At 36.5% G+C, this 12,761-nt stretch carries 8 protein-coding genes; 2 read left to right on the forward strand and 6 right to left on the reverse strand.

Going from position 1 to position 12,761, the window contains the following annotated elements; genetic code table 11:
- Positions 1-61: 61 nt before the first annotated feature.
- Both PL77_RS16490 and PL77_RS16495 read right to left on the reverse strand, forming a co-directional pair.
- Positions 62-679, reverse strand: a complete 618-nt coding sequence (locus PL77_RS16490) for a hypothetical protein (protein WP_044207587.1) — start codon at positions 677-679, stop codon at positions 62-64.
- A gap of 194 nt (positions 680-873) precedes the next feature.
- Positions 874-3,120, reverse strand: coding sequence for a S46 family peptidase (locus tag PL77_RS16495; protein WP_044207590.1), 2,247 nt, complete (start codon positions 3,118-3,120; stop codon positions 874-876).
- 207 nt (positions 3,121-3,327) lie between these two features.
- On the opposite strand from PL77_RS16495, the gene PL77_RS16500 reads away from it, so the two are divergent.
- The gene (locus tag PL77_RS16500; protein WP_044207593.1) at positions 3,328-4,962 is read left to right on the forward strand and encodes a lipopolysaccharide assembly protein LapB; all 1,635 of its coding nucleotides are present in this window, start codon (positions 3,328-3,330) and stop codon (positions 4,960-4,962) included.
- 178 nt (positions 4,963-5,140) lie between these two features.
- On the opposite strand, the gene PL77_RS16505 is transcribed toward PL77_RS16500, so the two are convergent.
- The 3 genes from PL77_RS16505 to rpsO all read right to left on the reverse strand — a co-directional run bounded on the left by PL77_RS16505 (position 5,141) and on the right by rpsO (position 9,085).
- A complete protein-coding gene (locus PL77_RS16505; RefSeq protein ID WP_044207596.1) occupies positions 5,141-6,004 on the reverse strand; it encodes an RNA polymerase sigma factor RpoD/SigA in 864 nt (287 codons plus the stop codon).
- A 212-nt stretch (positions 6,005-6,216) separates the two neighbouring features.
- Positions 6,217-8,505 carry a polyribonucleotide nucleotidyltransferase gene (pnp, locus tag PL77_RS16510; RefSeq protein ID WP_044207598.1) on the reverse strand — a complete coding sequence of 763 codons (2,289 nt, stop codon included), beginning with the start codon at positions 8,503-8,505 and terminating at the stop codon, positions 6,217-6,219.
- Positions 8,506-8,812: 307 nt separating this feature from the next.
- On the reverse strand, positions 8,813-9,085 hold the full coding sequence (gene rpsO / locus PL77_RS16515; protein WP_044207600.1) for a 30S ribosomal protein S15: 273 nt from the start codon (positions 9,083-9,085) through the stop codon (positions 8,813-8,815).
- 274 nt (positions 9,086-9,359) lie between these two features.
- Between rpsO and PL77_RS16520 the strand changes: the two genes are divergently transcribed.
- The gene (locus PL77_RS16520) at positions 9,360-10,769 is read left to right on the forward strand and encodes a hypothetical protein (protein WP_044207603.1); all 1,410 of its coding nucleotides are present in this window, start codon (positions 9,360-9,362) and stop codon (positions 10,767-10,769) included.
- A 418-nt stretch (positions 10,770-11,187) separates the two neighbouring features.
- Here PL77_RS16520 and nhaC read toward each other — a convergent pair whose 3' ends face one another.
- Positions 11,188-12,654, reverse strand: coding sequence for a Na+/H+ antiporter NhaC (gene nhaC, locus PL77_RS16525; RefSeq protein ID WP_082026590.1), 1,467 nt, complete (start codon positions 12,652-12,654; stop codon positions 11,188-11,190).
- Between the last annotated feature and the right edge of the window lie 107 nt (positions 12,655-12,761).

Genomic DNA, 12,761 nt, shown 5'->3' on the forward strand with positions numbered 1-12,761 from the left:
TTACCTACCTACTTTATATAAAAGAAAGTGATAGTCCTTGAATGCATGTTTGTTTTCTTGTTTAATCTAAACGATAATCATTAAGCAATATAAAATCAGCCCTATCTTTTGGATTGTCATTTTCAAAATGAAGATGTTGAGCAGGAAAATAAGTAGTATCATACTCTTCTTTTAACGCTTCTTCTGATAAACCCTCCTGGTTTCTTACCAAAGCACGCTCAAAAGCAGTTTCAAAACTACATTCTACCCAAATTCTATAATCGAAATCAAACTGTTCTTGAAAAAGGAAAATACCTTCTACTAATATGATCTCAACATCATGAATATCATAATGAAAATCTATCAAGTCTTCACTATGATCTGGAGCAGAATGTTGAGCAACAAAGTCAACTTTCCCATCTGATTTTAATGGTTTAATCAATTTTTCGTTCATCTCATCAAATCGAAAAGATTTAGTGTAGAAATGCTCGGCAGGGTTTTCTTTAGAAAAGCGTCGAGAGGGTCTTTCTAACCAGCCATCAATTCCGACTAATTCACATTTCACTCCTCTAGAAGTTAATCCATCAAATATTTTTTGACCAATATAGCCTTTTCCGGAACCATCAATTCCCGAAATGCCTACCATAAGTGGCCGGTGATATTTTACTTTTTGTTGAAGTGTATAGAATAGGTTATTCATTTCTTTAAGGGTTATTGATTAAAGAAATAAATATATAAAACCCATCTCTTAAATGGTAAGGAGATGGGCCTCAAAATAGCTTAATTGATGATGATCTTTTTATCATTTCTATCTAGAAATAGTTTTAAGAAAGAAAAAGGACTGCTCCACCTAGTGGTGAAACAGCCCTTTTGAAAAAGATTTTAAACTTCAGATTAATACTTTGCAGGCATTAATTCCTCGTAAGCTTTTCCTTTTCCTTTCTTACCTCCAACAATTGTCATTTCATCTACAATGTTTTTAGCTCCATATACTTTATCAATTGTCCAAAGTACATAACGAACATCAACATTGATACAACGTTGTAATTTTGGTTCGAAAGCAATATCGCCACTCATAGCTTCCCAGTTACCATCAAAGGCTAAACCGATTAATTCACCGTTACCATTGATTACCGGAGAACCTGAGTTACCACCAGTGATATCATTATTAGTGATGAATGCAATACGCAACTCACCATTTTGATCTGCATATCTACCGAAGTCTTTGTTGACTACTTTTTCTTTGATTTCTTTTGGTAAAACAAATTCATGGTTTTTAGGATCTTCTTTTTCTAATAAACCTTTTGAAGTTGTGTAATAAGCATAGAACATTGCGTCACCAGGAATGTAATCTTTGACAGTACCGTAAGTCAAACGCATTGTAGAGTTGGCATTTGGATAGTATGATTTATTAGGATTCATTTCACGAATACCTTTCACATATAATCTGTTACCATCTTCAACTTTCATCTCAGCTTCTTGCTCACCTTGTGCTACTGTTAGGTAAGATTGGAAGAATTCGTTGTGTAATTGCGTTAGCATATCTTCCTCATAAATAGCCGCAGAAGGATTATTGATAAATGCTTCCATACGTTCTTGGTCAGAGAAAACAGATGTAGTAAATGCTTTTTCTACATATGCTTCGTAATCACCATTGAACTCTCTTTCAATTAACTCATAAACTGAAGGAACAGGAAGATTCTTATTTTCAGAACGGCCAAGTACTTCTTTGTATTTCTTTAATAATACTACTGCTAACTCTTTGTCTGTAGCGTAGTCGTAATCTTTGAAGAAACCTTTTGCTTGCTCTAAAGCACTTGCTTTAGCGTCTTTAATTACTGATTCAGAAACTTCTTCAGCAGAAACTTCACCCACAAAACGAGCTGCTTTTCTTGCTTGCATTACTGCTTCTATACGGAAACCACCTTGTGTTAAAAGAACTAATGCTACACGGCCATCTCTTTTGCCTTCATAACCTTCTTTTAACATGTCAGTTACTTCACCATATTCTTTTTTACGTTTAGCATCTTGAGCAATCCAAGTGTTGAATTTACTTTCCTCAGCTTGTTTTTTCTCAATTACATGCTGACGTTTTAAACCTTTAGTTTGACCAATAAAGTATTTCCAGTAGTTAGCTGTACTCGCATATTTTGAAGCGTACTGTAATCTTACTTTTGGATCAGCATCCATATGCTTTCTCCAAGTTTTTAAGATCGCATCACGCATTTCAACAAATAATGGGTTGAATACTTCAATTTGTTGTTTTACACCTTCAGAAGTTAAATAACGATCTGTTGATCCAGGGTAGCCCATGATCATCGCAAAGTCGTCTTTTTTAACACCGTTGATAGAAACAGGTAAGTGGTGTTTAGGAGTGTAAGGGATGTTATCTTCAGAGTATTTAGCAGGCTTATTGTCTTTGCTCGCATACACACGGAAAATAGAGAAGTCACCAGTGTGTCTTGGCCACATCCAGTTATCAGTATCTCCACCAAACTTACCTACAGCTTCTGGAGGATTACCTACTAAGCGGATGTCATCATAACGCTCATAAACGAACATATAGAATTCGTTTCCTTCAAAGAAAGATTTTACAACTACTTCATAGCTATCGTTGTTCAATTCACCTTCTTTTTCAGCTTTGATTCCAGCCATTACTTCTTGTGCTTTTTTAGCTCTTTCAGCACCAGAAAGACCTTCTAGCTCTTTATTTACCTTTTCTGATACATCATCCATACGTTGTAAGAAACGTACAAATAATCCCTCAATTGGCTTTTCTTCATCGTGACTTTTTGCAAAGAAGCCGTTCGTTAAGTAATCGTTTTCAACAGTACTTACCGATTGAATTCCTCCATATCCACAGTGATGGTTTGTGAAAATCAAACCTTTGTCAGATACGATTTCACCTGTACAAAATCCACCAAAGTGAACGATTGCATCCTTGAGAGAGCTGTTATTGACACTATAGATCTCTTCAGCTGTAAGCTTGAGACCTTCTTTTTTCATGTCTGTGTAGTTCAGACGTGAAACAAACATTGGCAACCACATTCCTTCATCTAGTTGCTTTTTTGGACCTAAATCAGAGGCAATTACCTGTGATGATAGTATCAAAACAAGTAAAACTTGAATCCATTTTTTCATTATTCTCGTATGGTTAGTAAATATTCTTAATTATTCTATTGCAATTCTACCAAAATCATTTAACAAATCACATTAGGACCAAGATTTGCATTAAGATAAAGTACTCTTAATCTCTTAGTTTAAGATAGATTAACTTAAATTTATAAAAGCATTCGTACTTACGAATGCTCCGGTAGAACATGTATAAATAAATACTTGTCTTTTATTATGACGAAAATTATCAAATACTTATTTTCTAGCGTCGTCTTTTTCATCTTCCTATCCTCTAATAGTTTTGCTCAAAATTTTAATACTTACTTTGCAGAAGGAAAAGCGGCATTTGACCAGAAAAATTACAATAAAGCAATTCAAAAATTTCAAACTGCCAGAAGTGTTGGTGTTGAAACCATCGGAGATACACACCCTGATTATATGCTTAACATTGAATTCTTAGCAAAGTCTTATGAAGCTCAAAAAGATCTAGGGAATGCCAATATTTATTATACTTCTCTCGAAAAGTTATTAGTAAAGTCGGGAAATGCAGTATCTAAAAGAACAGGAGATACTCAACAAGCTATTGCAGATAATAGCTTATACATGAAGAATTTTCCTCAAGCTGACGTGTATTATCAAAAGGCACTTGTCACAAGAGAAAAAACAAGTGGTAAAACATCAAAAGATTATGCTATCACTTACCACAAATATGCAAGATTATACTTGAGAGGCCGTAAATATAAAGAAGCGGATGCAATGTATAGAAACCTTGAAGACCTTGCAGTTAAAACATTAAAAGGTACGGATGAGTATGCACAGATTCTTTCTGAACAAGCTGAAGTTTTTATGGGCTTAAAAAGAATTGATGAAGCGTCTATACAGCTAAGTATGTCGATTGCCGCTTATGAAAAGTTGAAGGCTCCAAAATCTAGCTATGTACAGCTTTATCTTCAAGAAGCATCTTTGTTAGAAAAAACAGGCCAACAAAGTGCAGCTATTCAATCTTACTATAAGTATATCGATAATTTAGCGAAGGCCATAACAATCAAAAACCCGAAGTATATCACTGAGGTGGAACGCTTGGCTATTCATTTGGACGAAAAACTAAATTCTCCAAAAGACGCTTATAATTTCATTAAAAAGAAGCTTGCTGCTAATATCGCTAGACATACAGAAAATAGTACGTATGTTGCTGCTACGTATGTTGAATTAGCAGAAATTGAAATTACTCAGAATAATATTCCACTAGCGGAACAGTACTCGAAAAAAGCTTTAGCCACTTATCAAAAATTAGGAAAAGAAAAGTCTCCGGAAGGAATTGTAGCGACTATTACATTAGCAAGAGTAAACAGTAAGCAGAATAAAGATGCTGAAGCGGAGAAGTTATATCAAAAAGCAATTACAGATGCTGAACAACATTTATCTAATAAACATACAAGTTATGGACAAGCTTTAGATAGTTTAGCTTTCTTCTATATTGAAAGAAAAAGATTTGATGATGCTGAAGCAGAAATTCTAAAAGGTCTTGAGACAAGAGAGAAAAATATGGGTAAACAACATATTGATTATGGAAACTCCCTGTATAGCTTGTCAAGGTTGTATTCTTCACAAGATAGTCTGGTAAAAGCAGAAAAGGCCTTGAAGAGTGTAGTAAAGGTCAGAGAGGGCTATTATGGTGCTTTGACACTTGAGCATGTGACTTGCATTAAAGAATTGGGGGACCTTTATGCTAAAATGGGCGAAGAACAAAAAGCTAATGCTTTAAAATCTTACCGAAGAGCTATTTCGCTTTATGAGGGGATTGGTATGAAAGATAGTCCTGTAGTAAAAGAAATCTATATGAAAATTGATGAGATCAATGCTCAATAGCAAAAGTACGAGGTTCTAATTATTGATTTAGTTAGAGCTTTTTCTTACAAGAGCAGAATTTTATCTAAAAAAAGTTTTTGAAAAGCATTTTTTCAATGTAGATCAGAAAATAAAAAGGGTCAGTTAAATGAATAACTGACCCTTTTTATATGGTTACATTAAAAGAACCTACTTTTGACTATCCTAAGTAAGGTTTTAATGCTTTACTTCTTGATGTATGACGAAGACGTCTGATGGCTTTTTCTTTAATTTGACGCACACGTTCACGCGTTAAATTAAATTTCTCTCCAATTTCTTCTAATGTCATTGAATGCTCTCCGTTTAATCCGAAGTATAAAGTAATTACATCTGCCTCACGTTTTGTTAACGTAGAAAGGGCACGTTGAACTTCTTTACGTAAAGAGTCATTCATCAACTCTGTATCTGGCTTTTCCTCCATGTCGTTTTCCAACACGTCGTAAAGGTTATTTTCTTCACCTTGTACGAAAGGAGCATCCATAGATACGTGGCGACCAGAAATTTTCATTGTATCTACAACTTCGTTTGTAGTTACATCTAAAACTTCTGCCAGTTCGTCTGGAGATGGTTCACGCTCATAACGTTGTTCCAATTCAGAGAAAGTCTTTGAAATCTTGTTCAATGAACCTACTCTGTTCAATGGTAAACGTACGATACGTGATTGTTCTGCTAATGCTTGAAGGATAGATTGTCTAATCCACCATACCGCATAAGAGATAAACTTAAAACCACGAGTTTCGTCGAAACGTTGGGCAGCTTTAATCAAACCCAAGTTACCTTCATTGATCAAGTCACCTAAAGAAAGTCCCTGATTCTGATACTGCTTAGCTACAGAAACTACGAAACGCAAGTTGGCTTTCGTTAATTTCTCTAATGCAATTTGATCGCCCTCACGAATTTGCTTAGCAAGAGTTACTTCTTCATCAGGTGTTAGCAGGTCAACCTTACCGATTTCTTGTAAGTATTTGTCCAGCGACTGTGACTCCCTGTTCGTGATCTGTTTACTGATCTTGAGTTGTCTCATCCGTTCTTTTTTGCCATTGTTAAGATTTTCCCAAAAGTATTCTTATAAGATAAGGAATTTCTTGAGAAAATATTTATAATCAGGAATTTATCACTGCAAATATTGTGCAGTTCATAAATTCACTACATAATTGACTAAAAAAAGACATATAAAGTTTAGCAAATACTCAAAATAATTCTTAAGCATTCACTAAACTGTCTTTTAATAGGTTATTATCTTCTGTTGTAACCACCACGGTCACCTCTGTCGCCTCTATCTCTGCGGTCTCCGCGATCACCACCACGGTTAAAACCACCTCTTCTGTCACCACCACGGTCATGACGGTCTCTTCTTTCACGTGGAGGAGGAGGAGTATAACCTTCTGGCATAGGAAGTAACGCCTTACGAGATAATTTGAATTTACCTGTCTTAGGGTCGATTTCAAGTAACTTGATATCTACTTTATCACCTACTTTCAAGATGCTTTCCACATTGTCAGTACGCTCCCAAGCGATCTCTGAGATGTGTAATAAACCTTCTTTACCAGGCATAAACTCAACGAATGCACCGAATGGCTGTAATGATTTTACAGTACCAGGGTAAGTTTCACCAACTTCAGGTTGCGCTACGATAGCTTTTACTCTATCTACAGCACCGTCCATTGCTACTTTATCTACAGCAAAGAAACTTACTTGACCTTGGTTTTCTACTTCTTCGATAACGATAGTTGCACCAGTGTCTTTTTGGATCTCTTGGATCACTTTACCACCTGGTCCAATTACAGCACCGATTAAGTCTTGAGGAATCATCATCACAAAACTACGTGGAGCGTGTGGTTTCAAGTCATCTCTTGAAGTTGAGATTACTTCATCCATTACTTCACGAATGTGAGCTCTACCTCTGTTAGCTTGTTCTAAAGCTTGCTTCAACACCTCATATGGAAGACCATCAACTTTGATATCCATTTGACATGCTGTAATACCTTTTTCAGTACCTGTTACTTTGAAGTCCATATCACCTAAGTGATCCTCATCGCCTAAGATATCTGATAAGATCGCATATTTTAATTCACCTGTTTCAGGATCGTTTTCTGAGATCATACCCATTGCAATACCTGATACAGTACCTGTGATATTCACACCTGCATCCATAAGTGCTAATGAACCTGCACAAACTGTTGCCATTGATGACGAACCGTTTGATTCCAAGATATCAGAAACGATACGAATAGTGTATGGGTTTTCATTTTCAGGAGGAAGAACTCTTTGTAAAGCTCTATGACCTAAGTTACCGTGACCTACTTCTCTACGTCCAGGACCTCTGTTTGGTCTTACCTCACCAGTTGAGAAACCAGGGAAGTTGTAGTGAAGGATGAACTTGCTAGAGCTAGACTCCATCGCTGAATCTAACATTTGTTCGTCCATTTTAGTTCCCAAAGTAACCGTAGTCAATGATTGAGTTTCACCACGAGTGAACAAAGCAGAACCGTGAGCTGAAGGTAATACGTCTACCTCAGGAACGATTGGTCTTACTTCCTCTAAGTCACGACCGTCTAAACGGTTCTTTGTGTTCAATACTAAATCACGAGAAGCTTTCTTCTCACATTTAGCCACGTAACGCTTGATAAGCGGTAACTTCTCTTCAGTTTCCTCATCTTCCGGTAAAGCCTCGAAGTACGCTTTTTTCACTTCAGTGAAAGCCGCCTTACGCTCTGACTTACCTTTGATACCTTGAGCTGCTACTGCATATAATTTATCATAAAGAGCAGTGAAAACTTCTTCTTTTAAAGCTTCGTCTTCAACATCACCTACAAACTCTCTGTATTCGGTAACGCCAACTGCTTCTCTTAATTCTACTTGAATTGCACACTGAGTTTTGATAGCCTCATGACCTACTTTAATCGCTTCGATCATTTCATCTTCACCCACTTCTTGCATTTCACCCTCTACCATTGTGATGTTTTCAGCAGTAGCACCGATCATTAGATCAAGCGTACAACCTTCCATCTGTGCTGGAGTTGGGTTAACGATGTATTCACCGTTAGTGTCTTTGATCACCCTAACTTCTGAGATAGGACCATCAAAAGGAATGTCTGTGATTGATAATGCTGCAGATGCTGCTAATGCCACCAATGCGTCTGGCAAAGCGTCTTTATCTGCTGAGATCATAGTGATCATGATTTGAGTATCATGATAATAGTCAGAAGGGAATAATGGACGGATAGCTCTATCCACTAAACGAGAAATTAAGATTTCACGATCACTTAAACGTCCTTCTCTTTTTAAGAAACCGCCAGGAATCTTACCTGCAGACGCAAATTTTTCTTGGTAATCTACTGAAAGTGGCAAAAAGTCAGCACCCTCTCTTTTCTCTGGGTTAGAAACAACAGTTGCTAATAGCATTGTATTTCCCATGCGCAAAACGATCGATCCGTCTGCTTGTCTTGCCATTCTACCTGTTTCTAATGAGATCTCACGTCCATCAGGAAGGGCAACTGTTTTTTTAATCACGTTTTCAAACATCGTAATTGTGTTGTGTTTTAATATTTTCTTCAAACAAAGCAGATATTTAAGGACCGAGTCCTATCTGCATTCATACCAGGATTGCTGTAAAAATTTGTTGAAATTACTTTAGTCCAAGTATTTAAATTAGGCTAGTAAAAGCGAACTTTTGCCAACCCCAAAAATTAGTGATTTTTTATGGATAAATCACTTCTTGCCAGTCTTTTATTTCAATAAATTAGTCAAAATAAAAGGCAATGTATAAATACGCAAAAAGGGAATTCCAGATTTTGGAATCCCCTGAGTGGTATTTTTACACCAGAAAGAATTACTTTCTGATACCAAGTTCTTTGATAATCGCTCTGTAACGGTTGATATCTTTTTTAGCTACATAGTCAAGCATAGAACGACGCTTACCTACTAACTTCATCAAACCACGACGAGATGAGTGATCTTTTTTGTTCGACTTTAAGTGCTCCGTTAAGTGTTGGATACGCTTAGTGAACAATGCGATTTGAGCTTCTGGTGAACCAGTGTCTCCTTCACCTTTACCGTATGAAGTAAAGATCTCTTTTTTGTACTCAGGGCTTAAATAATCCATAAAACCACAAATTAGTTTTGCGAAAAACTTGAATTTCACGTTACAATATCCTTTTGACAGCGATGACGCGTGCCGAATAATGCTCCCCTCAATTCGTAGTTACTTCGAGTGTTACATAAAATTTTCAGGGTGCAAAACTAAGTATATTTTGTAAAAAATCCGAATAATATTCAACATAACAGTATTCATTAACGAAAAATTACAATATTCGCACTATACGGGCAGACCCAACGTCTGCCTAATGAAATAATGATGACAATAATAGGAGTTCACCATGGGAAATAGATCTGAAAATCTACCGAAAAAATTTACTGAGCGTCTTCAAGGACAAATTTCTGCTGAGGACTTTGATGCTTTCAAGGAAGCGATTGATGGACAGGTACCTGTATCTTACAGAACCAACCCTTTTAAGCCCGCAGAGATTACTTTTTCAGATACCACTCCGGTGCCATGGTGCGACGAAGCTCAATATATAGCCAAACGTCCATCGTTTGCTGAAGATCCTTTGATTTTTGCAGGTGCATATTATGTACAAGAGGCTTCTTCTATGTTCCTTTGGAAAGCACTAAAACAACACGCTCCATTAGAAAAAGACCTAAGAGTATTGGATTTATGTGCCGCTCCTGGAGGAAAAAGTACCTTAATCAATTCTCTTCTGACACCTAAGAGTGTTTTGGTTTCCAATGAAATTGTAGGCAAAAGATCCCTGCCATTAATTGACAACCTTGTAAGATGGGGAAATCCGAACACATTAGTAACGGGTAACTATGCGGAAAGCTTCGCTCCACTTCGAGAATACTTTGATGTAGTAGTGACAGACGCTCCATGTTCTGGTGAAGGCATGTTTAGAAAAGACCCTAAAGCCTCTGAACTTTGGTCAACATCTTTAGTAGATTCTTGTGCTTCTATCCAAGAGAGTATCGTCGATCATATTCCTCATGCCTTAAAAGCGGGTGGCCTATATATTTATAGTACGTGTACTTTCGCTCCTCAAGAAAACGAGGAACGTTTAGCTCAAATTCTAGAATCAGACGAGTTTGAACCGTTGGAAATCGATATTGATCCTTCTTGGGGAATCTCTACCATTGAGGTAGAAAGCAATGGAGTGAAAGCCATCGGTTACCGTTTTATTTTCCACAAGACAAAAGGAGAGGGGCTATTCTTAACCGCTTTCAGAAAAAAAGGAGAGCCATCTATTCATCAAAAATTCAGCGTTTCTCCTAAAAAGATGAAATCTGTCTTTATGGTGAAAAAGAGAGAGTCGGAAGAGTTAAGAAAATGGCTGGAAAACGGTAAAGATTTTGAATTCTACCAAGACGGAGAAGATGTATACGCTATTCCATCTCATATGGTACAAGATTTCAAAATCATGAAAGTCACTCAAAAGCTCCGTCATCAAGGCATCAAAATGGGGCGTTTCAATAAGAAGAACGGTCAACTGATCCCTGATCACGAACTAGCAGTCTCCAATATTGTCTCTGCTAAAATTCCAACATTAGATGTCGAATATAGAGATGCAATTGATTTCTTGAAAAAACAGGAAATGAGCGTTAAAACTATTCAAGGCGTAAAAGGATGGGCCATTATCAAATACAAAGGACTTGCATTGGGTTGGGTGAAAGTATTGCCAAACCGTTTGAATAATTATTATCCTTCGGAATTGAGGTTGAGGAAGGATGTGTAAATCATATACCACTGATAGTTAAGCTCTGAAATACAAAAAGGGTGAAAAGTTTAATCGACTTTTCACCCTTTTTGCTTCTGTAAAAATACAGAAGTGTATAAAAACAAAAAAAGCTAGCTGAAGCAGCGAGCTCTTTCCTGTTAAACCTAATTTTATTAACCCATTATCAATCAAAAATCTTTATGTTTTTTAATCTTTAATGTCTTATCTGATGTAAATGTAATAAAAAGTTTATAAATACAAACGGATTCTTTAAAATATTATTTACAATTATTAAATAAATACCATTTTAAACCCTAAAATGGTGTTAAAATGGTAACTATTAGATGTGTCAAATGTTTAAAAAAGTGATTTTTAGAAAAAAAAAGAGCACCACCCGTTTTGGTAGTACTCTTTGAAGAAAAGAGAAGGGAACTTTCTAAGCTTCCACTTCTTCTTTTGTTGAAAGTCGCTTGATCTTGATTTTTAATGCTGCGAACAATACTGTCATGATCGGACTTAATAAGTTGAAGAAGCAATACGGAATGTAAGCCCATGTAGCTACACCTAATACCGTAGACTGTGCTACGCCACAAGTGTTCCATGGTACTAATACTGATGTTACCGTTGCTGTATCTTCTAATGTTCTACTTAAGTTCTCAGGTGCTAACCCTTTTTCTTTAAAAGCTTCTGCATACATTTTACCTGGTACTACAATAGACAAGTACTGATCAGAAGCTGTAATATTAAAGAATACACAAGTGGATGCAGCTGAAGCGAATAAACCTGTTTCGCTTGTTACTTTAGAAATAATAGTCTCTGTAATCTTTGTCAGCATACCACTGATTTCCATTGCTCCACCAAATGCCATCGCTACTAAAATCAACCAGATCGTATTCAACATACCTACCATGCCACTTGATGAAAGTAATTCTGAAACAATAGTGTTATCTGATGAGATAGATACACCTTCGTACATTGACTTCATTAAGACTAAGTAAGACCCTTTCCAGTCTCCAGCTAAATCTCCAGCTAAAAGATCGACAATTTGTGGTTGTGCAATTAATCCTACAATCGCTCCTGCTAGTGAACCAATTAATAAGGCTGGCAAAGCTGGTACTTTCTTTACAATCAAGAAAACAACCAATGCTGGAACAATAAATAAGAAAGGAGAGATATTGAATGATGCTTCCAAAGCTGTCAATACTTCATGAACGTCAGCTTGTGAAACTGTTGATTCATAACCAAAACCAATGATTAAAAATAAAATCGAAGCAATCGTAAATGACGGTACTGTTGTAAGCGTCATGTATTTGATATGCGTGAATAAGTCAGTGCCTGCTACTGCTGGAGCAAGGTTTGTTGTATCTGACAAAGGAGACATTTTATCTCCAAAATAAGCACCACTGATAATAGCACCTGCTACTAAACCTTCGGACATTCCTAGTGTTTTACCGATACCCAATAGTGCCAAACCTACTGTGGCAATGGTAGACCATGAACTACCTGTTGCAACCGAAACAATAGCACAAATAATAATGGTAGCAAATAAGAAAATTGAAGGGTTTAAGATTTTTAATCCGTAATAAACCATTGCTGGAACGATACCTCCCAACAACCAAGTTCCTGCTAATGCACCGATCATTAATAAGATCAAGATAGAAGGCATTGCTGAGCCAATACTATCCACGATGCCATCCATTAAAACATTCCAAGAAACTTTTAATCTAAATATAGCTACAATCGCTACGACTGCGGTAGCGAGCATTAATACAACTTGATTAGAGCCTGATAATCCATCGTCTTTGAAAATTAAGACATTGACGGATAGCATAATAATTAAAAAAAGAATTGGTATAATAGATTCTAAAAATGATGGTTTTCTCTGTCCATTCATAGTATTCATAGTTTCAAAATAGGCACGTATTGCCTTTAGTCCTCGTTTATATGTATGGTAAAGCTACTAAAAAGGGATGCAAATACAACAGTTTAGAACAGTAGTATTTGCATCCC

Source organism: Flammeovirga sp. OC4 (genome assembly GCF_000812565.1).
Taxonomy (GTDB): Bacteria; Bacteroidota; Bacteroidia; order Cytophagales; family Flammeovirgaceae; genus Flammeovirga.

What these genes read in the sequence shown, in the direction of transcription:
- PL77_RS16490 (WP_044207587.1), bottom strand. Translation starts at nt 679, where the DNA reads ATGAATAACCTATTCTATACACTTCAACAAAAAGTAAAATATCACCGG.
- PL77_RS16495 (WP_044207590.1), bottom strand. Translation starts at nt 3,120, where the DNA reads ATGAAAAAATGGATTCAAGTTTTACTTGTTTTGATACTATCATCACAG.
- PL77_RS16500 (WP_044207593.1), top strand. Translation starts at nt 3,328, where the DNA reads ATGACGAAAATTATCAAATACTTATTTTCTAGCGTCGTCTTTTTCATC.
- PL77_RS16505 (WP_044207596.1), bottom strand. Translation starts at nt 6,004, where the DNA reads ATGAGACAACTCAAGATCAGTAAACAGATCACGAACAGGGAGTCACAG.
- pnp (WP_044207598.1), bottom strand. Translation starts at nt 8,505, where the DNA reads ATGTTTGAAAACGTGATTAAAAAAACAGTTGCCCTTCCTGATGGACGT.
- rpsO (WP_044207600.1), bottom strand. Translation starts at nt 9,085, where the DNA reads ATGGATTATTTAAGCCCTGAGTACAAAAAAGAGATCTTTACTTCATAC.
- PL77_RS16520 (WP_044207603.1), top strand. Translation starts at nt 9,360, where the DNA reads ATGGGAAATAGATCTGAAAATCTACCGAAAAAATTTACTGAGCGTCTT.
- nhaC (WP_082026590.1), bottom strand. Translation starts at nt 12,654, where the DNA reads ATGAATACTATGAATGGACAGAGAAAACCATCATTTTTAGAATCTATT.